The organism is Streptomyces sp. WMMC500 (genome assembly GCF_027497195.1).
Taxonomy (GTDB): Bacteria; Actinomycetota; Actinomycetes; order Streptomycetales; family Streptomycetaceae; genus Streptomyces.
Map to the genome: position 1 here is coordinate 2373855 of NZ_CP114905.1, position 23716 is coordinate 2397570.

Annotated in this window: 20 protein-coding genes and 1 riboswitch; of the genes, 5 read left to right on the forward strand and 15 right to left on the reverse strand. The window is 73.1% G+C overall.

Annotation, left to right across the window (positions count from 1 at the left end; translation table 11 throughout):
- The first annotated feature begins 47 nt into the window (after positions 1-47).
- On the forward strand, positions 48-899 hold the full coding sequence (locus O7599_RS09595; protein ID WP_281621713.1) for an ATP-binding cassette domain-containing protein: 852 nt from the start codon (positions 48-50) through the stop codon (positions 897-899).
- A complete protein-coding gene (locus O7599_RS09600) occupies positions 881-2116 on the forward strand; it encodes a hypothetical protein (RefSeq protein WP_281621714.1) in 1236 nt (411 codons plus the stop codon). The genes O7599_RS09595 and O7599_RS09600 overlap by 19 nt, the downstream gene beginning before the upstream one ends.
- Positions 2117-2168: 52 nt before the next feature.
- Here the strand turns inward: O7599_RS09600 and O7599_RS09605 are convergent, their stop codons facing one another.
- The gene (locus O7599_RS09605) at positions 2169-3668 is read right to left on the reverse strand and encodes a hypothetical protein (protein ID WP_281621715.1); all 1500 of its coding nucleotides are present in this window, start codon (positions 3666-3668) and stop codon (positions 2169-2171) included.
- A gap of 234 nt (positions 3669-3902) precedes the next feature.
- On the opposite strand from O7599_RS09605, the gene O7599_RS09610 reads away from it, so the two are divergent.
- Positions 3903-5114 carry a serine hydrolase domain-containing protein gene (locus tag O7599_RS09610; RefSeq protein WP_281621716.1) on the forward strand — a complete coding sequence of 404 codons (1212 nt, stop codon included), beginning with the start codon at positions 3903-3905 and terminating at the stop codon, positions 5112-5114.
- A 9-nt stretch (positions 5115-5123) separates the two neighbouring features.
- The gene (locus O7599_RS09615; RefSeq protein ID WP_281621717.1) at positions 5124-6227 is read left to right on the forward strand and encodes an LOG family protein; all 1104 of its coding nucleotides are present in this window, start codon (positions 5124-5126) and stop codon (positions 6225-6227) included.
- Positions 6228-6486: 259 nt separating this feature from the next.
- On the opposite strand, the gene O7599_RS09620 is transcribed toward O7599_RS09615, so the two are convergent.
- The 12 genes from O7599_RS09620 to rpsB all read right to left on the reverse strand — a co-directional run bounded on the left by O7599_RS09620 (position 6487) and on the right by rpsB (position 20932).
- Positions 6487-9018, reverse strand: a complete 2532-nt coding sequence (locus tag O7599_RS09620) for a tetratricopeptide repeat protein (protein ID WP_281621718.1) — start codon at positions 9016-9018, stop codon at positions 6487-6489.
- A gap of 132 nt (positions 9019-9150) precedes the next feature.
- The gene (locus tag O7599_RS09625; RefSeq protein ID WP_281621719.1) at positions 9151-9648 is read right to left on the reverse strand and encodes a peptidase inhibitor family I36 protein; all 498 of its coding nucleotides are present in this window, start codon (positions 9646-9648) and stop codon (positions 9151-9153) included.
- 169 nt (positions 9649-9817) lie between these two features.
- Positions 9818-10921: an ABC transporter ATP-binding protein gene (locus O7599_RS09630; RefSeq protein WP_281621720.1), complete on the reverse strand. Its 1104-nt coding sequence runs from the start codon at positions 10919-10921 to the stop codon at positions 9818-9820.
- Between the two features lie 58 nt (positions 10922-10979).
- Positions 10980-12095 (reverse strand): RNA-guided endonuclease TnpB family protein, encoded by a 1116-nt coding sequence (locus tag O7599_RS09635; RefSeq protein WP_281621721.1) that lies wholly within the window; start codon positions 12093-12095, stop codon positions 10980-10982.
- 93 nt (positions 12096-12188) lie between these two features.
- The gene (locus O7599_RS09640; protein WP_281621722.1) at positions 12189-13793 is read right to left on the reverse strand and encodes an iron ABC transporter permease; all 1605 of its coding nucleotides are present in this window, start codon (positions 13791-13793) and stop codon (positions 12189-12191) included.
- A 113-nt stretch (positions 13794-13906) separates the two neighbouring features.
- Positions 13907-14965, reverse strand: coding sequence for a thiamine ABC transporter substrate-binding protein (locus O7599_RS09645; protein WP_281621723.1), 1059 nt, complete (start codon positions 14963-14965; stop codon positions 13907-13909).
- A gap of 37 nt (positions 14966-15002) precedes the next feature.
- Positions 15003-15113: riboswitch (TPP riboswitch) on the reverse strand.
- Positions 15114-15127: 14 nt separating this feature from the next.
- On the reverse strand, positions 15128-16240 hold the full coding sequence (gene rlmN, locus O7599_RS09650) for a 23S rRNA (adenine(2503)-C(2))-methyltransferase RlmN (RefSeq protein WP_281621724.1): 1113 nt from the start codon (positions 16238-16240) through the stop codon (positions 15128-15130).
- Positions 16241-16317: 77 nt separating this feature from the next.
- A complete protein-coding gene (locus O7599_RS09655; protein WP_348652597.1) occupies positions 16318-17247 on the reverse strand; it encodes a phosphatidate cytidylyltransferase in 930 nt (309 codons plus the stop codon).
- A gap of 71 nt (positions 17248-17318) precedes the next feature.
- Positions 17319-17876: a ribosome recycling factor gene (frr, locus tag O7599_RS09660; RefSeq protein ID WP_281621726.1), complete on the reverse strand. Its 558-nt coding sequence runs from the start codon at positions 17874-17876 to the stop codon at positions 17319-17321.
- Positions 17877-17977: 101 nt separating this feature from the next.
- A complete protein-coding gene (gene pyrH / locus O7599_RS09665) occupies positions 17978-18769 on the reverse strand; it encodes a UMP kinase (protein WP_281621727.1) in 792 nt (263 codons plus the stop codon).
- Positions 18770-19050: 281 nt separating this feature from the next.
- Positions 19051-19884 carry a translation elongation factor Ts gene (gene tsf / locus O7599_RS09670; protein ID WP_281621728.1) on the reverse strand — a complete coding sequence of 278 codons (834 nt, stop codon included), beginning with the start codon at positions 19882-19884 and terminating at the stop codon, positions 19051-19053.
- A 46-nt stretch (positions 19885-19930) separates the two neighbouring features.
- Positions 19931-20932 (reverse strand): 30S ribosomal protein S2, encoded by a 1002-nt coding sequence (gene rpsB / locus O7599_RS09675; protein WP_281621729.1) that lies wholly within the window; start codon positions 20930-20932, stop codon positions 19931-19933.
- Between the two features lie 325 nt (positions 20933-21257).
- On the opposite strand from rpsB, the gene O7599_RS09680 reads away from it, so the two are divergent.
- Positions 21258-22034: a peptidoglycan DD-metalloendopeptidase family protein gene (locus O7599_RS09680; RefSeq protein WP_281621730.1), complete on the forward strand. Its 777-nt coding sequence runs from the start codon at positions 21258-21260 to the stop codon at positions 22032-22034.
- Positions 22035-22076: 42 nt separating this feature from the next.
- Here the strand turns inward: O7599_RS09680 and O7599_RS09685 are convergent, their stop codons facing one another.
- Together O7599_RS09685 and whiG are read right to left on the reverse strand one after the other, a co-directional pair.
- Positions 22077-22631 carry a TetR/AcrR family transcriptional regulator gene (locus O7599_RS09685; RefSeq protein WP_281623324.1) on the reverse strand — a complete coding sequence of 185 codons (555 nt, stop codon included), beginning with the start codon at positions 22629-22631 and terminating at the stop codon, positions 22077-22079.
- Positions 22632-22682: 51 nt separating this feature from the next.
- On the reverse strand, positions 22683-23492 hold the full coding sequence (whiG, locus tag O7599_RS09690; protein ID WP_281621731.1) for an RNA polymerase sigma factor WhiG: 810 nt from the start codon (positions 23490-23492) through the stop codon (positions 22683-22685).
- Positions 23493-23716 lie beyond the last annotated feature (224 nt).

A 23716-nucleotide genomic window follows, 5' to 3' on the forward strand; every position in this document is an offset into this window, starting at 1 on the left:
TCGTTCCACCAGGTGGGGACCCAGGGTCCCAGGGAAAGAGGTGTGCGATGACCGCGGCGACCACTCGGACCGCCCCACCCGACAACGACGTGCTGTGGGCCCGCTCCCTGCACTACGCGCACGGTGGCACCCCGGCGCTCGCCGGGGTCTCCCTGGGCGTCGCGCGGGGCGAGATCCTGGCCGTCACCGGCCCGCGCGGCAGCGGCAAGACGACGCTGCTGAAGTGCCTGTCCGGGCAACTGCTGCCGCAGCAGGGCGAGGTGTGGTTCAACAGCGGCCCCGTGCACACCCTGTCCACCGGCGCCCGCGAGCGGCTGCGCCGCGACCGCTTCGGCTGGATCGGCACCCGCCCCGAACTGGTCCCCGAGCTGACGACCTGGGAGAACGTGGCGCTGCCGCTGCTGCTGGCCGGCGACGCGCACCGCGTGGCGCGGCGCATGGCGATGGAGTGGCTGGAGCGCCTCGACGCGGCCGACATCGCGCGCTGCCGGCCGGCGGTGCTGCCGCAGGCGCAGCGCCAGCGCGTCGCCATCGCCCGCGCGCTGGTCGCCGGGCCGGACGTGATCTTCGCCGACGAACCGACCGCGCCGCTGCGGCGCGCGGAGGGGGTGCAGGCGATGCGCACGCTCGTCGCCGCGGCGCGCTCGCACGGCATGAGCGTCGTGCTGACGGGGCCGGAGGGCGACGCGGCCGTCACGGGGTCCGCGGACCGGACGTTCCCGCTGGTGGACGGGCGAGGGGTGGGCGGGGCGCGGGCGGGCGCGGCGGGGGCCGCGGGTTACGGGTACGGGGACGGGGGTACGGACGTGGGCGCCGCAGGGGGCGCACGGGCTTCGGGGGCTTCGGGGGCTTCGGGGGCCGCGGAGAACTCGGAGGACTCGTGCTCAGTCTCCGCCTAGCCCGCGGCTCCCATCCGCTGGTCCTGCTGCGCCGGCTGCTCGTCGTGTGCGCCTCCGCCGGCGTCGGCTTCCTGCTGCTCGCCGCCCTGGGTCACGCCTCGCCCGAGCAACTGCTGTGGTGCGCGGCGCCGCTGGCGGCCACCGTCCACTTCGCGGTGGCCGTGGCGCGTACGGACCCGCACGCCAAGCCGTCGCCGGGGCTGTCCTCCGCGGGCTTCGGACCGGCCGCCGCGCCGGTGGTGGCGGCGGTGACGACGGCGGTGTCGTGCCTGCTGGGCAGCGCGCTGGCGCTGCTGTTCTTCCTGCACCTGCGCGGCGAGCTGGCGGGGCTGCCGTTCGACGGCGCCGCCGCCGCGCTGCTCGGCGCCGGCGGCCCGCTGCCCGTCGTCGGCGCGCTCACGCTGCTCGCCTGTGTGCCGGCCCTGGCCGCGGCGGCGAGCGCCGTCAGCCTGCGCCCGCGGCGTACGGCGGCCCGGTACTCCGCTGCCGCGGCGGCGCGGCTGCGGGCCCGGCGCGAGGCGGCGGACGCGGCCGGCGCGGACGACGCCGGGATGACCGCGCCGCGGCCGGTCGGCGCGGCGACGGACGACCCGCCGATCCCCGCCGACCTGCCGTGGGGCACCGCGCTGGCGACGACGGGCCTGGCCCTCGGCGCGTACGCGGGCAGCTTCGCGGGCGCCGGGGACGCCGCGGAGCTGAAGCTGCCGCTGCCCGGCGGCTCCGGCGTCGCGCCGCCCGCGGTCGTCGCGAGCTGGGTGCTGATCGCCGCCGGGCTGATCCTCGCGGGCCCCGGCGTCGTGCACGTGTGCGGCAGGCTGCTGTGCGCCCTGCACCCCGGTGCGCTGCGGCTCCTCGCCGGGCGGGTGCTCCAGCAGGAGGCCGGCCGCGTGGGCCGCCCGCTGGGCGCGCTGTGCGCGGTGGCGGCGGGCGGGGTGCTGTGCACGCTGGTGTGGCCGGACGGCGACGACGCCCGGTCGCTCGGCCCGTTGACGGTGCTGGGCGCGGCTCTGGTGGTGGGCTGCGCCCTGGCGACGGTGTGCATGGCGGCGCTGGAGTCCAAGCGCGCCCGCACCCACACCACGACGGCCCTCCTCCGCCTCGGCGCCTCCCCCCGCCTCCTGCGCCGCGCGGCCCTGCTGCGCACGACGGCGCTCCTGGCGGCCTTCACCCCGCTGGCCGCGGCACTGGGCGAACTGGCGTCGCTGCCGCTGCGCTAAGCCTGTCCCGTCGTTCGAGGCCGGGAGCCGCGGGCAGGGCCGGCCGGACGGCTCACGGCGCGAGGAGTTCATCGAAATTGGTGAGGTGCGTCCCGTGACGCACGTTCGATCCCTCCAGGACGGCCGCCTTCAGAATCTCCCGGTCCACCTCCTCACTGCGGCGGGGGGAGGCCACGCCGGGCGTGTGCTCGTAGTTCCACGCGATGACGTCGAGGAACACCGGGGCCTTCAGTTTCCAGCCGCTGGACAGCAGCGCCTGCGCGAAGGCGGGATAGGGGGTGTGCTGAGGATTGCCGAGCCAGTCGCGCAGATCGGTCTCCGCGACGCTGAAATCCACGCCGATTCCTCCCAGCGCACGAATGGTGTCCGCCGGGGACATCTCCACCGGTGCCGGCGTGGGGGGCGGCAGCGGGCGTCCGTCCGGCGGCGTGTGGGGGTTGTAGCCGTCGGTGCGGAAAATACAGAAGATCCGCGGCTCACCAGGCCGCCAGGGCCCGAGGCGCTCGACGTGGACCTCGCCCGTGGTATGGGTGATGTCGAACTTGAGGTGCAGGTCGTCTTCGCCCGGGTAGTTGTTGTCGTAGACCCACAGCTTGACTTCCTGACCGCTCTGCTCGTAGGCGTAGGCGAGCACCTGGTGGTTGTCGCCGATGTCGAGCGAGTCCGTCTGGATCAAGCCGATCGGGGAGAGCCGCCCGGCGTCGATGTCGTCCCGGATACGGGGCCACTCGTCCCGGTAGGTCACCCAGGAACGGCCCCGGGCCAGCCCGGTCAACTGGATCACGCCCTCATCGCCGTTGGGGTAGTGCGGCGACGAGTAGCCCAGCCACCGGTGCCCGGAGCCGGTGATGTCGAAACTGTCGAGAAGCCGGTCCCTGATGAACTGGAAAAGGGGATCGGTCTCGGAATCGGGTGCCGTGGTCGTGGCGGGCGGCAGCTTGCCGGCGGCGAAGTAGTCCATGGCACCGAACGTCATGCCACCGCACATGCCGGCGCGGGCCTGCGTGATGGGGAGCCAGCCGTCATCGACACGGGCGAGCGCCAGCACACTGGCGGCCTCCTCGCCGAGTTCGTCGAGCAGTCGGTTCCAGAGGAAGCCCAGGGTCATGGCGGGAAGACCGGGTTTCCACGAGTTGCGAAACTGGAAGCCGTTGACCGACGGGGTGAAGTTCGGAACCCGGCGGCGTGCGGTTTCCCGGAAGCGGATGGTGAGCCGCGCATGGTGCCCCTGGCCGCCGCTGAACGCCGCTTCGAATCCGGGCGGTGCCCGGATATGGAAGGTGTTGCCGTACGGTGACTCGACGAGCGGGCTGTTGAAGTATATGTACAACTGTCGCGCCGGGTCGCCGTTCACGTTGTAGTACACCTTGCCCTCGGTACCGCTCGTCGGTACGAGGGTCAAATCTCCTTCGGCCCGCCATTCCGCGGTGGCGCCGGGGGCGATGGGGCTGGCCCGGGAGGGATACCACGGATCGGTCCAGTCACCTGATTTCATGCTGTCCGTGGCCCAGACGAGGGGGAAGGACGAGTCGTTGCGGATCTCCACCGCCATACGTATGCGTGACACCGTGATCGCCTCGCTTCAGAGTCACCCGGACGCGCACGCCCCACGCGACGAGCGCGCCCGGAGCAGGGTCACTTCCAGGCTCCGACGGCGGTTCCGGTCGTGCAACCCGGGGCCGCGGCGCCTCCCTCCTGCGGGGGACGCTCCGTCCCCCGTCGTAGCGCGGGCGGCTGGCTCCGTCGCGTGACGACCCGGCGGGTGCGCGCTGCCTAGCCTCCCCGCATGAGGACGTACGGAGACATCACCGCCCGGCGCACACTCGCTTCCCTCCTGGGGCTGCTGCTGGCGCTCACCGCCTGCGGCGCGGACCGCGGCGAGGACGTGCGGGAGCTGCGGGACGACGGCGGCACCGCCGCCGTGGGCACGCGGGGCCACGCGCCCGGCCGGACGGACCCCGCCGATCCCGCCGCCCGCGCGGTGGAGAAGTATCTCGACGAGGTCTGGCCCGACGGCGCCCCCGGCACCGTTGTCGCCGCCCGCGGCGGCGACCTCGTGACCTGCTCCGGGCGCGGCCTCGCCGACATCAGGGACGGCCGCCGCACGCGCTGCGGCACCGTCTACGACATCGCGTCGATGACCAAGCAGTTCACCGCCGCCGCGATCGTCAAGCTCCAGTCCGAGGGCCGGCTGCGCACCACCGACCGCCTCGGCCGGTACGTCGACCGCGTCCCCGCCGACAAGCGCGGCATCACGCTGCACCACCTGCTCACCCACACCGCCGGCCTCCCCGAGGCCGTCGGCGACGACTACGACCCCCTCTCCCGCGACGAGTTGGTCGCCGCCGCCCTCGCCACCCCCCTCGACACCCCGCCCGGCGAGACCTACGCCTACTCCAACACCGGCTACAGCCTCCTCGCCGCCGTCGTGGAGAAGGCGTCCGGCACCGACTACGAGGCGTACCTCGCCGACCGCCTCTTCCGACCCGCCGGCATGACCGACACCGGCTACGTCCTGCCCGACTGGGACACCGACCGCATCGCCACCGAGTACGACGAGAAGGGCCGCCCGCAGGGCACTCCCCTGGATCACCCCTGGGCCGCCGACGGCCCGTACTGGAACCTCCGCGGCAACGGCGGCATGCTCTCCACCGCCCGCGACATGCTCCGCTGGCACCGCGCCCTGCTCGGCGACCGCATCCTCGGCGACCACGAGAAGTCCCTGCTCTTCCGGCCGTACGTCTCCGAGGGCGAGGCCGGCGGCATCGAGTCCTTCTACGGCTACGGCTGGAGCATCCTCGATCTCGACGGCTCCCGCCTCGCCACCCACGACGGCGGCAACGACTGGTCCGGCGGCCGTGTCGCCCGCTACCTGGACGACGGCGTGCTGGTCTTCTGGATCAGCAACCACGTGGCGCGCGCCGGGCGGTGGGACGTCGCCGCCGGGGACCGGGAGCTGGTCACCGGAATCGCCGAACGGGTGCGCGCCCGCCCGTAGGGTGGGCCCATGCCGCACTCGCCGTTCGAGATCGAGTCCCTCGCCGAGTTCGACGCCGCCGTCGCCTCCGGCTCCATCAGCGGGTTCCGCGTGCAGTCCGTCGATCTGACGGCCCGTACGCGGCTGCTGCTCACCGCCGACGTGCACGGCGCGGTGTTCCTCGGCTGCCCGATGGCCGAGGAGGCGGCGCGGCGCGTGCAGCGCGACGGCGCGCTGGTCTTCCCCGTGGTGCCGGATCTGCCGTTCGACCCGTACCGGGGTGCGCTGTACACCGCGGACGAGCTGTTCGCGGGCCTGGCGCGGGGGTACGAGGAGACGCCGGACGCCCGCTCGTACGCCTGGTTCCGCCGCACCCGTGCCGAGCACGACATATTCGCCGCCGTGATCCGCGGCATGCACGACGAGTCGATGTCCAACGCCCTCGACGAGCGGCTGCGCGCGGGCCGCCCGGTCGTCGGCGTCATGGGCGGGCACGCCCTGGCGCGCGGCGGCGAGGACTACGCGGGCGCGGCCCGGCTGGGCCGGGCGCTGGTGCGCGCCGGGTTCGACGTGGCCACCGGCGGCGGGCCCGGCGCCATGGAGGCGGCCAACCTGGGGGCGTACGGCGCGGAGTTCGACGACGCGACGCTCGACGAGGCGGTGCGGATGCTGGGCAAGGCGCCGTCGTTCAGCCCGTCGGTGGCCCAGTGGGCGGACGCGGCGTTCGCGGTACGGGAGCGGTGGCCGGGCGGCGGCGACTCGATCGGCATTCCCACGTGGTTCTACGGCCACGAGCCGCCGAACGCCTTCGCCGGCCACATCGCGAAGTACTTCACGAACGCGCTCCGCGAGGACGGCCTGCTGGCCCGCAGCACGGCGGGCGTGGTGTTCCTGCCGGGCGCGGCGGGCACGGTGCAGGAGGTCTTCGACGCGGCGACGCCCAACTACTACGAGTCGCGCGGCGCACCGCGGCCGATGGTGCTGGTGAACCGCGACCACTGGACGGCGCGGCTGCCGGCGTGGCCGTTGCTGTCGGCACTGGCGGCGGGCCGGTCGATGGCACCGCGGATCGCGCTCGTCGACACGGTGGACGAGGCCCCGCAGGCGCTGCTGCGACTGGGAGCGGCGGACTAGGGACGGGCTCGGGGAGATGTAGCCCGCGGGGGTCTCGGGGGCGGAGCCCCGGCATCGGGTACAAGCCGCGGAGATCAGTGACGGCATTGTCCGTGACCAACAGTGTTGAGCGTGTTGTTGCGGTGGGTGCGTACCCGAGAGGGCGGCGAATCGCGCTCTCGGGTACACCCTTGGGTGCGGGTGGTGCCGATCGTGGAGCTGTGGGCGGTGCCGAACTCTGCGACGTGCCGCCCCCTGCCCTCGCCACCCGGGCGCCTGCTCACGGGTCGCGCTGTTCGCCCCGGGCCTCGGGCCGGCGATGGGGTCCCGCGGCGGTCGGGGCGGGGTTCTCGGCCAGCAGGGCGCCGAGGGCGGCGGCTTCGGGGGTGCCGAGTTCGCCGAACAGTTCCAGGGCCCGCTGCCACTGGGCGCGGGCCGCGTCCGGCTGGGCCAGCAGTTGGTGGCAGTGGCCACTCTCCTCCAGGGCCCGCGCCTGCTGGTAGCGGTCGCCCAGCTCCGCGGCGCGGTCGGCGGCCAGCCGGTGGCATTCCAGCGCCTGCTGGGCCCGCGCAGCCCCGCCCGAGACGCGCAGCGTGGTGCCCAGCTCGTTGAGAAGCGCCACCTCGGCGCTGCGGTGGCCGATCTCCCGGACCACTTCAAGCGCCTCGTGGATGGCGGTCAGGGCCGCCGGGTAATGCCCGGAGTGCCGTTGGATGGAGCCGATGGTGCCCAGCACGTTGGCCTCGCTGACCCGGTCACCCACTGTTTGCGCGACGGCGAGGATCTCTCGGCTCATGGCCAGGATCTCGGCACCGGTCTCGAACGTCTCCGCGAAGCGGCCCAGCGGCTCGTACCACGCTCCGCGTGCGCCCAGCCGGTCGTGCCCACCGTCCGGCGCGGCCAGTTCCCGGGCGATCGCCAGCGCCGCCGTGTAGTGGTCGCGGGCCTCCGGGTATCGGCCCTGGTGCTGGAGCACCTCGCCGAGGTTGCCCAGTGCCCATCCCTCGCCCGCCCGGTCGCCCAGCGCGCGGAAACCCCTCAGCGCCTGCCGGAAGCTGGACTCGGCCCGCGGGAAGCGGCCCAACCGCCAGTGCACCGCGCCGAGTCGGGCCAACGCGACGGCCCGGGTGGCGGGGTCCGGGTCCTCGGCGGCCAGGCCGTGCAGCGCCTCAGCCTCCGGATAGTGGCCGGCGGTGTCGAGGTAGCGGGCGAGCAGCCCGGAAAGCACCCCCGCGTGACCGGCACCCTCCCTTTGCCCGCCGCCTCGCTGCGCGCCCCCGTCGGCGGCGGCCACCGCGACGGCGAGCAGGCCGTCCCGTTCGCTCTCCATCCACGCCGCGGCGGCCCGCCGGTCGCCCGGCGCGGGCAGTTCCGGTCCGCCGGGCCCGGGATCCGGGCGGCGGTGGCGCTCGTACGGCGCCAAGACGTCCATCGCCCGCGCGGCGGCGTGCCGGTGGTAGGACAACAACCGCTCGAACGCCGCCCTTCGGGTCCGCGCCGGTTGCTCGTCGTGGGCGCGGGCCGTCGCGTAGACGCGTACCAGATCGTGGAACTCGTACCGCCCGGGTGCCGGCTGGCGCAGGAGGTGGGCGGCGTGCAGGGCGGCAAGCCCGGCCGCGGCAGCCGGCCGGTCGGTCCCGGTGAGCGCGGCGGCGGCCCAGGAGTCCACATCGGGGCCCGGGTGGCAGGCCAGCAGCCGGAACAGTCGCCGGCAGTCGGGCGCCAGGCTCTCGTAGGAGAGCCGGAGCGCCAGCTCGACGCTGTCCTCGCAGCGCAGCCGGGTCCGCTGCCCGGTGAGGAGTTCCAGGTGGTCGGCGAGGGTCCAGCCGAACCGGTCCCGGATCCGCCCGGCCACCACCCCGAGCGCCAGCGGTAGGTGGCCGATCGAGCCGGCGATCAGCGCGGCGGTCGCCGGGTCGGCATCTACACGCTCCGCGCCCGCGGTCCTGCGCAGCAGGTCCAGCGACTCGCGCGGGCTGAACACCTCAAGCGGCAGCCGCTCGGCGCCGGTCAGTCCGGTCAGCCGATGGCGGCTGGTGACCAGGGTCCGGCAGCCCTCGCCGAGCAGCAGCGGCGCCACCTGCGCCGCCGATCCCGCGTCGTCCAGCACCACCAGCGTGCGCAGCCGGGTGGCCCGGCGGCGGAACTCGCGTACGCGTCCGGCCGCGTCCAGCAGCCGGATGCGGTCGGCGGACATCCCCAGCCGCCGCAGGAACCCTTCGAGCACTGCCTCCGGGGCGGCCGGCGGCAGGTCGGGAGCGTGCCCGCGGAGGTTGACCCAGAGGACCGCGCCGAACCGTTCGCGCCGCAGCAGCAGGTGAACGGCACGCACGGCCAGGGTGGTCTTACCGATCCCCGCCATGCCCTCCACGACCGTCACACGCGGGGCCACGCTCGGCGCCAGCAACACGGCCAACTCGGCCTCGCGGCCGGTGAACGCCGGGAGGTCGTCGGGCGGCGTACCCGCCACCGTGGCCACCCCGGCGCCCGCCGAACCGCCGACCACCCGCGCGTGGGCCGCCCGCCAGCGGCCGGCCCCGCCGGCCACCAGCGCCTCGGCCACGTCGGCCAGCAACTCCGCGTCGAGCCGACGGCGGCCCGGCCGGAAGCACCGGTGCACGGTGTCGAAGGCGGGCACCTCGGGCACCCCGCGATCGGCCCGGGCGCGCACGACCCGCCGGTGCACCTCCCGCTCCGACACACCTGCCCAGACGCGTAACTCCCGCAACCGGGACACCAGGTCGTCCACCGTCCTGGCACCATCCGGCTGCGGCAGCGCGCCATCGTCGCCTTCGCGTACGGAGGACGTCATCCGCTCCCCCCGGAGACCCGCCCGATACGAGCGTTCACCTACCCGCGGCGCGCCCCCGCCATTCCCGGGCGCGACGGGGACCCCGCCGTGGCGGTCCACCCACGACCACCCCGGCGGCGCTTCGCCCGGCGATCAGTTCGGGCAGCCGGTGGAGTTGTGGCGGCACAGGGAGCCGATGAGGTAGCGGCCACTGAGGTTGCCTCTGTCGCCGGCGACGGTGCTGCCGATGCGGCTCTTGTATCCCGGGTCCAGGTAGTAGTGGTAGCGGTATGCGGTGCGGTTGTAGACCGAGTGGGGGATGACTTCGTTGCGGATCCAGGAGCAGGCCGCAAAGACGTCCGGGTAGTTCCTCCCGAAGGTGCACCGCAGGCCCTGGCCGTTCTCGCCGGACCAGAAGCAGATGTAGCCGACGGGGCAGTCGCCGTACGCGGCGGTGCCGACGTCGTCGCCGAAGCCGGCGGCCTGGCCGGGAGCGAGCGACAGAGGGACGTGCGCCGGAGCGGCCTGTGTCGCGGAGGCCACCGGAGCGGCTTCCGACGCGAAAACCGCCGGCGCGGCGGTCAGGAGCGAGCCGAGCAGCGTCGCGATCACCATCGCCACGGGCGCCAGGAGTCGTGAGAGAAAGCGCAAGGTGTTCCCTCCTCAGGCGGTGAGCCTGTGAGCCGCATCCTCACGCGGGGCCCCGGTGGCAGTCCTGCATCCCGGTCAAAGTCGGTCAGCGTCGGTGACCCGCAGCGGCCTTCGTGCAGGTGCGGGCCGGCACCGGGGGCGGGGCCGGGGAGCAACCCCCGCCGCCCGCTCAGTCCCCCAGCACCACCACCTCCGACGCCTCGAACCCCACCCCCACCCTGTCCCCCACCTCCGGCGAACCCCGCAGCGCCACCGACGACTCCAGCGACGGCCCCCGCTCCGGCCGCAGCGTCAGCAGCACCTGCTCCCCGCGGAACGTCCGCCCGACCACCTCGCAGTCCAGCCCCGACCCCGCCGGCAGCACCCGCACCCCCGCCGGCCGCACCAGCAGCGACCGCTCCCCCGCCCCCGCAGCGGCACCGCCCCCGGCACGAGCCCCCGACACCCCCACCTTCCCCCACGGCGTGTCCGCCACCGCCCCGTGCACCGTCCCCCGCACGACGTTCGCGAATCCCAGGAACCGCGCCACGAACTCGTCCGCCGGGCGCTCCCACACCTCCACCGGCGTGCCGGTCTGCGCGACGCGGCCCTCCCGCATCACCACCACCCGGTCCGCCAGCGCGAACGCCTCCCCCTGGTCGTGCGTGACCGCCAGCACCGTCGTGCCCAGCCGCCCGAAGAGCTGCCGCAGCTCCACCACCAGCCGCTCCCGCAGCGAGCGGTCCAACTGCCCCAGCGGCTCGTCCAGCATCAGCAGTTGCGGCGACGGCGCCAGTGCCCGCGCCAGCGCCACCCGCTGCTGCTCCCCGCCGGACAGGGCTCCCACCGCCCGCCGCTGCGCCCCCGGCAGGCCGACGAGCTCCAGCAGTTCGGCGACCCGTTCCCGGGCCGCCGCCCGCGAGGCCCCGTGCATGCGCAGCCCGAAGGCCACGTTCCCGCCCACGTCCCGGTGCGGGAACAACTGCTGGTCCTGGAACATCAGCCCCACCCCCCGGCGGTGCGCCGGCACCCCGGCCAGGTCCCGCCCGCCGAGCAGCACCCGCCCGCCGGCCACGGGCTGCAGCCCGGCCACGGCCCGCAGCAGCGTGGACTTGCCGCTGCCGCTGGGCCCGAGGACGCTGACGATCTCGTGGTCCGCGACGTCGAGGCCGATCCCGTCGACCGCCGCGCGGTCGCCGTAGCGCACGGTGACGTCGTCGAGTGCGAGCGTGGCTTCTCCGCTCCCTGAGGGGAGGGGCTTCGTTCCCTCGCGGGAATGAGTTTCCTGATTCATCGGGCCGTGCCTCCCCGGAAGTCTCCGGGACCGGTCTTACCGGCCCTCCCCAGGCGTTTCAGCTCTCCGCCAGCCCGGCGGCGAGTGTGTTGCGGGCCGCGTTCACATCGCGGTCGTGGAGGGCGCCGCACCTGTGGCACTTCCAGGACCGCACGTTGAGCGGCATCGTGTCGTTCACGTGGGCGCATCCTGGCGTGGAGCACAGTTTCGAGCTGGGGAACCATCGGTCCACGAGCAGTACGCGGCGCCCGTGCCAGTCGGCTTTGTACTCCAGCATGCTGCGCAGCTCGGACCATGCCGCGTCCGAGATGGCACGGGCCAGGCTGTGGTTTTTGAGCATGTTGCGTACGGTCAGGTCCTCGATGGCGATGGCTTGGTTCTCGCGTACCAGTCGAGTGGTGACCTTGTGCAGGTGGTCGCGTCGCCGGTCCGCGATCCGGGCGTGAATCTTCGCGACCCGAAGCCGGGCCCTGGCCCTGTTCTGGGAACCCTTCGCCGTGCGGGACAGTACCTTGCTCGCCTTGGCCAGCTTGCGCCTGTCCCGGCGTTCGTGACGCGGGTTGGAGATCTTCTCCCCCGTGGACAGGGTGAGCAGATGATCCAGCCCGGCATCCAGACCGACCGCCGCGCCCGTCGAGGGCACCGGTGTGTGCGTCTCCTCCACCAGGAGGGACACAAACCAGCGGCCCGCGCTGTCGCAGGAGACCGTGACCGTGGACGGCTGGGAGCCTTCCGGGAGAGGGCGGTGCCACACGATGTTCAGCGGCTCGCTGGATTTCGCTAGTTTCAGTGCGCCGTCCCGGAAGGTGAAGGCGTTGTTCTGGAATGTCGCCGACTTCCGGGACTTCTTCCTGGACTTGAAACGCGGGTACCTGGCCCGCTGTGCGAAGAAGTTGTTGAACGCCACCTGCTGGGCACGCAGTGTCTGCTGGAGCGGAACGTTTGACACCTCCCGCAGGAACCCGGACTCGGCGTCCTTCTTCCATGCGGTCAGCCACTTCGCGGTGTCCACGTACGAGGTGGACCTTCCCTCGTCCTTGTACCGGCGCGTCCGTTCGGCGAGGGCCTTGTTCCATACGTATCGGACGCAGCCGAACGTGCGGTGCAGCAGCGCCGCCTGCTCGCTGGTCGGGTAGAAGCGGTACTTGTACGCCCGCTTGATCACCTGAGACACGGCTAACACGGTAGCGCATGATCGTGTCAGAATTCACCGGCACCGACCAGTCCCCGCCCTGAAGGACGGTGCTTGCAGCCTTGACAGTCTTGATCAGAACTCTCCCGCCTGGTTCTTGCGGACCCGTTCCAGCAGCAGCAGCGCCGCCGCGCACACGGCCATGAGGATGGTGCTCAGCGCCATCGCCTGCCCGTAGTTGGTCTCCCCGGCGCGGCCGAGGAGCCGGGCGACGGCGACGGGCAGCGTCGGCCGGTCGGGCCCGGCGATGAAGACGGTCGCGCCGAACTCGCCGAGGGAGACGGCGAAGGCGAAGCCGGCGGCTACGAGCACGGCCCGCCACACCAGCGGCAGGTCGACCTCCCGCCACGCCCGCAGCGGGGACGCGCCGAGGACGGCGGCGGCCTCCCGCAGCCGCTCGTCGACGGCGCGCAGCACGGGCAGCATGGTCCGTACGACGAACGGGACGCCCACCAGCGCCTGCGCGAGCGGCACGAGGATCCAGGAGGACCTGAGGTCGAGCGGCGGGCTGTCGAGGGCGATGAGGAAGCCGAAGCCGACGGTGACGGCGGAGGTGCCCAGCGGGAGCATCAGCAGTGCGTCGAAGCCGCGGACGAAGGGGCCCGCGCGGCGGGTGACGGCGGCCGCGGCGAGGCCGCCGACGACGACGGCGATGACGGTGGCGACGGCGGCGTAGGCGAGGGAGTTGCCGACGGCCTCCAGCGGCGGGACGGCGAACGTGCCGTCGCTCTCCTGCAGCGCGCGGTAGAAGCCGGTGCCGTGGCCGCCGGGGGTGGCGAAGGAGCGTTCGACGAGGACGGCGAGCGGCGCGAGGAGCAGCACGGCGACGACGGCGACGACGCCGCCGAGGAGTGCGCGTTCGCCGGCGCCGCGCGGGCGGCGGGCGGTGGTCTCGGGGGCGACGAGGCGCAGCGCGGTCTCCCGGCGGCGTACGGTCCAGGCGTGCACGGCGAGGACGCCGGCGACGGCGGCGAGCTGGAGGAGGGTGAGGACCGCGGCGGTGGGCAGGTCGAGGAAGTCGGCGGTCTGGCGGTAGATCTCCACTTCGAGGGTGGCGTAGCGGGGGCCGCCGAGGATCTGGATGATGCCGAAGGAGGTGAAGGTGAAGAGGAAGACCATGAGGGCCGCGGCGGCGACGGCGGGCCCGAGCGCGGGCAGGGTGACGTGCCGCCAGGCGGCGAGGCGGCCGGCGCCGAGGACGCGGGCGGCTTCTTCCTGACGGGGGTCGAGCTGCGCCCACAGGCCGCCGACGGTCCGTACGACGACGGCGAAGTTGAAGAAGACGTGGGCGAGGAGGATGGCCCACACGGTGGTGTCCAGGCGGATGCCCCACCAGCCGTCGAGGACGCCGCCGCGGCCGAGGAGGGCGAGGAACGCGGAGCCGACGACGACGGTGGGCATCACGAACGGCACGGTGACCAGGGCGCGCAGCAGTTGTTTGCCGGGGAAGTCGAAGCGGGCGAAGACGTACGCGGCGGGGAGCGCGAGGACGAGGGTCAGTCCGGTGGACGCGGTGGCCTGCCAGAGCGTGAACCACAGGACGCCGAGGATGTCGGGGTCGCCGAGGACGTCGGGGACGCGGCCGAGCTGCCAGCGGCCGTTCTCGCGCAGGCCGCGGGCGACGATGGCGCCGACGGGGTAGGCGAAGAAGACGGCGAAGAACGCGGCGGGGACGGCCATGAGCGCGAGCCGGCCGGCGGCTCCGCGCCCCCGGCGGCGGCGCGCGCCCCCGCCCGCGCCGCGCGGGCCGCGCGGGCCGCCGGGGCCGTCCGGGCCGCGTCCTGCCGCGCGGGTTACTTCACGACCAGCGAGGTCCACGTCTTGATCCACTGCTCCCGGTTGTCCTGAACGGCCGCCGGGTCGAGGGTGTGCGGGTCGGGGATCTCCTCGCCGTAGCGGGTGAAGACCTCGGGCAGCTCGGTGTTCTCGCGCGCGGGGTGGACGAACATCTGCAGCGGCATGTCCTTCTGGAACCGCTCGCCGATGAGGAAGTCGATGAGGGCCTTGCCGCCTTCGGTGTTGCCGGCGTTCGCGAGCAGCCCGGCGAACTCGATCTGGCGGAAGCAGGTGCCGGTGGACACGCCGGTGGTGGCTTCCTTCGGCCGCGATTCCATGTCGAGGACGGGCGGGCTGGAGGCGTAGGAGACGACGAGCGGCTTGTCGCCCTTGCCGGCGCCGGAGAAGCGGTCGTAGTACGCCTGCTCCCAGCCGTCGACGACCTCGACGCCGTTGTCCCGCAGCCTGCTCCAGTAGTCCTCCCAGCCCTCGTCCCCGTACTCGTCGGCGGTGGCGAGGAGGAAGGCCAGCCCCGGGGAGGAGGTGGCGGCGTTCTCGGTGACGAGGAGGTCCTTGTAGCGGGGTTCGGCGAGGTCGTCGAGGGTCTCGGGCGGGTCGAGGTTCTTCTCCTCGAAGTACGCGCGGTCGTAGTTGACGCACACGTCGCCGTAGTCGACGGGGGTGACGCGGTGTTCGCCGGCGTCGAGCTGGAGCTCGCGGGGGATGCGGTCCAGCCCCTTCGCTTCGTACGGCGTGAAGAGCCCGTTGTCGAGGCCGCGGGAGAGGAGGGTGTTGTCGATGCCGAAGAAGACGTCGCCCTGGGGGTTGTCCTTGGACAGGATCGCCTGGTTGACAGCGGAGCCGGCGTCCTTGCCCCTGAGGACGTCGACCTTGTACCCGGACTGCTTCTCGAACGCCTTGAGCACGTCGTCGGAGGCGGCGAAGGAGTCGTGGGTGACGAGGGTGACGCTCTTGTCGCCCGAGCCGGACCCGGATCCGTCGCCGGAGTCCGAGCCGCAGGCGGCCAGGCCCAGGGCGAGCGACGCGGCCAGGGCGGTGGTGACGATGCGCTTCATCGGGCTGCTTTCGTGGCGGCGGGCAGCCCGGGCAGCAGCGGAGAGGGGACCGAACTTCCTACCCAGAATGACCTGGGCGAGGTTCGAGGGTCTGCGGCCTGGACGCTTCCGCACTCTCAGCGCTGCGAGCGCTCCCCTGTCGGTTGGTACAAACGCACGGTATCAGGCGGGTGCCTCGGACGCCGCGAGCTGTCCACAGGCCCCGTCGATCTCCTGGCCGCGGGTGTCCCGCACGGTCACGGGCACGCCGTGGGACTCCAGGGCGGCGACGAACGCCCGCTCGTCCTCGGGCCGGGAGGCGGTCCACTTCGAGCCGGGGGTGGGGTTGAGCGGGATGAGGTTGACGTGGGCGCGGCGGCCCCTGAGGAGGCGGCCGAGGAGGTCGGCGCGCCAGGCCTGGTCGTTGATGTCCCTGATCAGCGCGTACTCGATGGAGACGCGGCGGCCGGAGCGTGCGGCGTACTCCCAGGCGGCGTCGAGGACCTCGCGGACCTGCCAGCGGGTGTTGACGGGCACGAGCGTGTCGCGCAGTTCGTCGTCGGGCGCGTGGAGGGAGACGGCGAGGCGGCACTTCAGGCCCTCGTCGGCGAAGCGGTGCATGGCGGGCACGAGGCCGACGGTGGAGACGGTGATGCCGCGCTGGGAGAGCCCGAGGCCGTCGGGCTCCGGGTCGGTGAGGCGGCGCACGGCGGCCAGCACGCGGTTGTAGTTCGCCAGCGGCTCGCCCATGCCCATGAAGACGATGTTGGACAGCCGCGCCGGGCCTCCGGGCACCTCGCCGTCGCGCAGGGCGCGCATGCCGTCGACGATCTGGTGGACGATCTCGGCGGTGGACAGGTTGCGGGTCAGCCCGGCCTGGCCGGTGGCGCAGAACGGGCAGTTCATGCCGCAGCCGGCCTGGGAGGAGATGCACATGGTGACGCGGTCGGGGTAGCGCATGAGCACCGACTCGACCAGCGTGCCGTCGAAGAGCCGCCACAGGGTCTTGCGCGTCGTGTCGCCGTCGCAGCTCAGATGCCGGACGACGGTCATCAGCTCGGGCAGCAGCCCTTCGGCGAGCTTCGCCCGGGACCCGGCCGGCACGTCGGTCCAGCCGGCCGGGTCAGTGGCGTAGCGCGCGAAGTAGTGCCGCGAGAGCTGCGCGGCGCGGAACGGCTTCTCGCCCAGCTCGGCGACGGCGTCGCGGCGCTCGGCGGGGGTGAGGTCGGCGAGGTGGCGCGGCGGCTTCTTGGCACCACGGGGGACGGCGAAGGTGAGCTCTCCTGGCTTGGGCATAGCCGTACCAGTGTCGCAGACGGAACCGCGTGCGCCTGCATCGTCCCCGGATGCCCGGATGCGACGGCGGGGCGGGGTCAGCCCGTGCCGACGAAGATCACCATCAGCAGCCACACCACCGGTGCCGTCGGCAGCAGCGAGTCCAGCCGGTCCATGATCCCGCCGTGGCCGGGGAGGAGAGTGCCCATGTCCTTGATGCCGAGGTCCCGTTTGATCATCGACTCGGCGAGGTCGCCGAGCGTGGCGCTGGCGGCTGCCGCGGCGCCCAGCAGGAGTCCCTGCCACCAGCGGCCGTCGTCGACGAGCAGCTCCATGCACACCGCGCCCGCGGCCATCGCGAAGGCCAGCGCGCCGGCGAGTCCCTCGCGGGTCTTGCCGGGGCTGATGCGGGGGGCGAGTTTGTGGCGGCCGAACTTGTAGCCGACGGCGTACGCGCCGGTGTCGCTGATCACCGTGAGGATCAGGAACGTCAGCACCCGCTGCGGGCCGTCGCCGTCCGCGGCGAGCATGAGGGCGACGAAGGTGGCGAGGAAGGGCACGTAGAAGGCGGCGAAGACGCCGGCGGTGACGTCGCGGAGATAGTCCTCCGCGGGGCCCTTCAGGCGCCAGACGGGGACGGCGAGGGCGGTGAGCGCGAGCGCCGCCCCGGCGCCCTCGGCGCCGCGCGCGTACCCGGCGACGACCGTGGCGACGCCGCCGACCACCAGCGGCACCAGCGGGGTGCGGATGTCGCGGCACTCCGCCAGCCGCGACGTCAGTTCCCACAGCCCGACCGCGACGGCGATGACGATGACGCCGACGAAGAGCACTTTCACGACGAACAGCGTGGCCAGCACGATGGCGCCGAGGCCGAGCCCGACGCCTATGGCCGCGCCGAGGTCCCGGCCGCCGCGGCGCCGTCGGGGGGCGGGCGGCGGCGCGGAGGAGGCGTCGTCCGGGACGCCGGGTCCCCCGGAGGGACCTGGGGGGGGTTCGTCGGCAGGGGCGTCGCCGGACACGATGGGCATGCGCGGAGTCTGCGCCCTTTCACCCCCGCCGTACACGGGACCCGCCGGGGCCCCCCTGGAGGATTCGTTCATCAGACTTCGAGCAGCTCTGCTTCCTTGTGCTTGAGCAGCTCATCGACCTGGGCCACGTACTTGTGGGTGGTGTCGTCGAGCTCCTTCTCGCCGCGACGGCCCTCGTCCTCGCCGATCTCGCCGTCCTTGATGGCCTTGTCGATGGTCTCCTTGGCCTTGCGGCGCACCGAGCGGATGGCGATCCGCGCGTCCTCGCCCTTGGCCTTGGCGACCTTGATGAACTCCTTGCGGCGCTCCTCGGTGAGCTGCGGGAAGACCACCCGGATGATGTTGCCGTCGTTGGAGGGGTTGACGCCGAGGTCGGAGTCCCGGATCGCCTGCTCGATGTTGCGCAGAGCGGTCTTGTCGAACGGTGTCACCACCGCCATCCGCGGCTCCGGCACCGAGAACGACGCCAGTTGGTTGATGGGCGTCTGGGCCCCGTAGTAGTCCGCCGTGATCTTGTTGAACATCGCCGGATGGGCCCGCCCGGTGCGGATCGCGGCGAAGTCGTCCTTGGCGACCACGACGGCCTTCTCCATCTTCTCCTCGGCTTCGAGGAGGGTCTCTTCGATCACCACTGGCTCCTGGTCTCTTCTGTGAACGGATCGGGGGCGTGCGCCCCGCCCGCCCGTACCATGCCTGCACGGTGTCCGACCGGCAGGCCGTTGTCCATCCCTCAGACCCGGCTGCCGTGCGCGCTCACGAGCGTACCGATCTTCTCACCCCGCACCGCCCGGGCGATGTTGCCCTCCTTGAGCAGTTCGAAGACGAGGATCGGCAGTTCGTTGTCGCGGCACAGGGTGACGGCCGTGGCGTCGGCGACCTTGAGGTCACGGGTGATGACCTCGCCGTATTCGAGCGCGTCGAACTTCACCGCGTCGGGGTTCTTCTTGGGGTCGGCGTCGTAGACCCCGTCGACGCCGTTCTTCCCCATGAGCAGGGCCTCGGCGTGGATCTCCAGGGCGCGCTGCGCGGCGGTGGTGTCCGTCGAGAAGTACGGCATGCCCATGCCCGCGCCGAAGATGACGACGCGGCCCTTCTGCATGTGCCGGATGGCGCGCAGCGGGATGTACGGCTCGGCGACCTGGCCCATCGTGATCGCCGTCTGCACCCGGGAGTCGATGCCCTCCTTCTCCAGGAAGTCCTGCAGGGCGAGGCAGTTCATGACCGTGCCGAGCATGCCCATGTAGTCGGAGCGGGCCCGGTCCATGCCGCGCTGCTGCAGTTCGGCGCCGCGGAAGAAGTTGCCGCCGCCGATCACCACCGCGATCTCGTATCCGTCGCGGACGACGGCCGCGACCTCGCGGGCGATGGCGTGCACGACGTCCGGGTCGACGCCGAGGTCCCCGCCGCCGGAGAACGCCTCGCCGGACAGCTTCAGCAGGAAGCGCGCGCTGTCCCTCTTCGTGTGGCGGCCGTTGTCCGCCTTGTCCCGCTGGCCGTGGTCTGCGTCGGCGTCCTCGTTCATGAACTCTCCTCGTGCGCATGCGAAGGAGGCCATCGCCGTAGGGTTCTCATCCACCCATTCCCGGCAATGGCCTCCTCGTCACTTCAGCGGCCCGGCGGCGGTCACCCGCGCCGGCCCGCAACAACTCAACCCGACCCTAGCGGGGCCGGTGGCCGTTCGCCGTACACCGTGCGCGCCGTTCACCGTGGAGACGCGCCCTGCGGCGCGTACCGCGGCGGCGTGCGCCGTCCGGTCGCGCTTGCGCGCGCCGGGCGACGCGGTACCCGCCGGTGGCGCCGGTGTCAGGCGCCGACGCGGATCCGGGCGAAGCGGGTCACCTGCACGCCCGCCTCGCCGAGCACCTTCTGCACCGACTTCTTGGGGTCCTTGGCAAACGGCTGGTCCACCAGCACGTTCTCCTTGAAGAAGCCGTTCACGCGGCCCTCGACGATCTTCGGCAGGGCGGCCTCCGGCTTGCCCTCCTCGCGCGAGGTGGCCTCGGCGACGCGGCGCTCGTTCTCCACCGTGTCGGCCGGGACGTCCTCGCGGGACAGCCAGCGCGGCCCGAAGGCGGCGATGTGCTGCGCCACCTCCTTGGCCGTCTGGGGGTCGGCCTTGTCCAGCTCGACGAGCACGCCGACCTGCGGCGGCAGGTCCGGCGAGGTGCGGTGCATGTACGTGCCGACGTAGGCGCCCTCGAAGCGCGCGAAGCGGTCGAGGACGATCTTCTCGCCGAGGGTGGCGTTGGCCTCGTCCACGTACGCCTGGACGGTCCTGCCGTCGATCTCGGAGGCGAGCAGCTCCTCCAGGTCGGCGGGCTTGGTGGCCGCGACGTGCTCGGCGAGCGCGTTGGCGACGGCGACGAACTTGTCGCCCTTGGCGACGAAGTCGGTCTCGCACTTCAGCTCCAGCAGGACGCCGGAGGTGTTGTCGTCGGCGATCACGGAGACGACGGCGCCGTTCTCGGCGGAGCGGCCCTCGCGCTTGGCGACGCCCTTCTGGCCCTTGACGCGGAGCAGTTCCACGGCCTTGTCGACGTCGCCCTCGGCCTCTTCCAGCGCCTTCTTGCAGTCCATCATGCCGGCGCCGGTGAGCTCCCGGAGCTTCTTGACGTCGGCGGCGGTGAAGTTCGCCATGATTCGGTGGTTTTCTCTTCTCGACGGGTGGACTGGGATCGGCGGATCAGGACTGCGGGGCGTCGCCGGCGGGCTCGGTGCCCTCGGCGGCCTCAGGGGCCTCGGCAGCCTCGGCGGCCTCCGGGGCCTGCTCGGCCGCCGGGGCGGGGGTCTCGTCGGCCTGCTCGGCGTCGGCGACCTTGGCGGTCTCGGCGGAGGTCTGCACCTCGGCCTCGGCGGCGGCCTCGTCCTTCTTCTCGGCCGGCGCGGCCGGGGCGGCGGCCTTCGCGTCCTTCTCGCCGGCGAGCAGGTCGCGCTCCCACTCGGCGAGCGGCTCGGCGTCGGCCTTGGCGGCCTTCTCGTCACCGGTGGCGGCGCCGGAGCGGGCGATCAGACCCTCGGCGACGGCGTCGGCGATGACGCGGGTCAGCAGCGTGACGGAGCGGATCGCGTCGTCGTTGCCCGGGATCTTGTAGTCGACCTCGTCGGGGTCGCAGTTGGTGTCGAGGATCGCGACGACCGGGATGCGCAGCTTGCGCGCCTCGCCGACGGCGATGTGCTCCTTCTTCGTGTCGACGATCCAGACGGCGCTCGGCACCTTCTGCATGTCGCGGATGCCGCCGAGGGTCTTCTCCAGCTTGGCCTTCTCGCGGGAGAGGACGAGCAGTTCCTTCTTGGTGAGGCCGGAGGCGGCCACGTCCTCGAAGTCGATGGCCTCCAGCTCCTTGAGGCGCTGCAGCCGCTTGTGGACCGTGGAGAAGTTGGTGAGCATGCCGCCCAGCCAGCGCTGGTTCACGTACGGCATGCCGACCCGGGTGGCCTGCTCGGCGATGGCCTCCTGGGCCTGCTTCTTCGTGCCCACGAACATGATGGTGCCGCCGTGCGCGACGGTCTCCTTCACGAACTCGTAGGCGCGGTCGATGTACGACAGCGACTGCAGGAGGTCGATGATGTAGATGCCGTTGCGCTCGGTGAAGATGAAGCGCTTCATCTTCGGGTTCCAACGGCGGGTCTGGTGCCCGAAGTGGACGCCGCTCTCCAGCAGCTCCCGCATCGTGACGACGGCCATGGCCGTACTCCTCGTGTGTCTCGGTTGTGCGCGGCGGCCGGCCGGCCACCGCTCCTGACGCCCCTGCGCGTCGCGCCTCCGGCGGGCAGCCGGAGGACCGAGTGACGCGGCCACCTTCAGGCAGGTGGCGGGGCGTGCGAAGTCGACCCGGAGAGCCGGGTCGCCACCAGAAGTGTACGGGACGTCCTCGCCCGCCCGTGCCACGGAGCCCGGCCCCGGGCGGGTGTCCGGGGGCGCGCGGCACCGGGTTGTCCACAACCGGTCGGTAATCCACAGAATCCGACCATGATCCCCCCGCACCCCGTCCTCCGGCCAGGCTGACCCCATGAACGGACGACGCGACCACCGCGCGGCCGGCACGTCCGGGGGCGTGCCGCGGTGGCTGCTCGCCGCCGGGCTCGCCGCGGCCCTGGCGACGGGCACCTGTGCGGCACCCCGGTTCACGACGCCGCCGACGAAGGAGGCGGCGGACGGAGAGGCGGCGGACGGGGCGGGGGTGGGGGCGGGGCGGGGGGAACGGGAGACGGGGACGGCGCCGGAGCCGGGCGGCCGGTCCGCCGGTCCGACCGCCCCGTCGCCGCAGCGGCAGGTCCGGCCGGCGCCCGCGGCTGACGCGGCGTGGCCGGTGGCGGGGGGTGCGCGGGGCCGGCCCGTGGTGGTGCGGGGGTTCGAGCCGCCGGCTTCGCCGTACGGGCCGGGGCACCGCGGGGTCGATCTGCGCGCCGGGGCGGGGCAGCCGGTGCGGGCCGCGGCGGCGGGCCGGGTGGCGTTCGCCGGCCGGGTGGCGGGGCGCGGGGTGCTGGCCGTCGAGCATCCGGGCACGGGCCGCCCGCCGCTGCGCACGACGTACGAGCCGGTGGTGCCCGCGGTGCGCGAGGGGGCGCGGGTCGCGGCCGGGCAGGTGGTGGGGTATCTGCAGGGCGGCGCGTACCACTGTGCGACGGCCTGTCTGCACTGGGGGCTGCGCCGCGGTCCGTCCTACCTCGACCCGCTGTCGCTGCTGCCGCCCCGGCTGCTCACGGCGGGCCATGCCCGGCTGCTGCCGGTGTTCGGCGTCCCGCCGACGGCGGGCGACGGCGGGGCGGCGGGTGGCGGTGGGTGACGGCGGGGCGGCGGCTGACGGCCCGGGGCCCGGGTGGTGCCGTCAGCGTGCGGCGCCGTGCAGGGCCACGGCGACGGCCGTGTCGGCGACGGTCTCCGGGGTGTCGGTGCCGAGTTCGGTGCGGCGGACGGCGGCGTCGACGACACCCTGCAGCAGGGTGGCGGCGAGGCGGGGTTCGTCGTGGCCGAGGTCCGCCAGGGCCTCGACGACCATCGCGATCAGCCCGCCGTGCGCGGCGCGGATCTTCTCCCGGGCGCCGGCGTCCAGTTCGCCGGCGGAGATGGCGACGACGGCCCGGTGACGGCGGTCGCCGACCAGCGCGAGCTGCGTGCGTACGTACGCCTCGACCTTCGCCTCGGGGGTGTCGGCGCGCTCCATGGCCGCCTCCACCTCCGCCGCCCAGCGGGGGAAGTCGACGGCGCACAGTTCCTCGACGACGGCGGCCCGGCTGCGGAAGTACTCGTACACCGACGAGCGTGCCAGCCCGGTGCGCTCGGCGAGCGCGGCGAAGTTCAGCGCTTCGGTGCCGCCCTCGCCGAGGAGTTCGCGTGCGGCGTCGAGCAGCGCGCCCTGCTGCATGGTCCGGTGCTCGGCCACGGAGGCCGCTCGAATCTTCGGCACGGTCCAACTTTAGACCGCGGCGGCCCGTCAGCCGGTGGAGTCGGCCAGCTTCGCGCGCAACTGCAGGACGGACTTGGTGTGGATCTGGCTGACCCTGCTCTCGGTGACGCCGAGCACCTGGCCGATCTCGGCGAGCGTGAGGCCCTCGTAGTAGTAGAGGGTGACGACGGTCTTCTCCCGGTCGGGCAGGGTGTTCACGGCGCGGGCGAGCAGCCGGCGCAGCTCGCGGTCCTCGGCGACCTCGACGGGGTTGTCGGCGGCGGTGTCCTCGAGGGTGTCCATGAGGCTGAGGCGGTCGCCGTTGTCGGAGCTGACGTGCAGCAGTTCTTCGAGGGCGACGACGTTGGCCAGGGAGAGCTGGCTGAAGACCCCGTGCAGCTCTTCCAACTGGATGCCCATCTCGGCGGCCACCTCGGCTTCCGAGGGGGTGCGGCGGAGGGCGGCTTCGAGGGTGGCGTAGGCGCGTTCGACGGCCCGGGCCTTCTGCCGTACGGAGCGGGGGATCCAGTCCAGCGCGCGGAGTTCGTCGATCATCGCGCCGCGGATGCGGGTGATGGCGTAGGTCTCGAACTTGATGGCGCGCTCGGGGTCGAACTTCTCGATGGCGTCGATGAGCCCGAAGACTCCGGAGGAGACGAAGTCGGCCTGTTCGACGTTGGACGGCAGGCCGACGCTGACGCGGCCGGCGACGTACTTCACCAGGGGTGAGTAGTGCAGGATGAGCTGCTCGCGCAGCCGGCCGTCACGCGTCTCCTTGTACGACCGCCACAGCTCGTCCACCGAGGAGGGTGCTGTGCGTGAGGCGGCACGGTCGGACCCGGAGATGTGCTGGGGCATGCGTCGTCGCCTTGAACCGTTCTGGTGGGGGACTGGGTTCGGGTGGGGCTGAGGGTGAGCGGAGGGAGTGTGGGGGGTGCGGGGGATGGGGGGCGGGAGCGGAGCGGGGAGACCGCCGCGGTGGGTGAGGGAACGTTCCGCGAGCGTAGCGTGACCGTACGGTCGCATTCTGCGACTGACGGCTCTTCATGAGTACGCAGATGCGTTCCGCGCGCCGCGGCTGC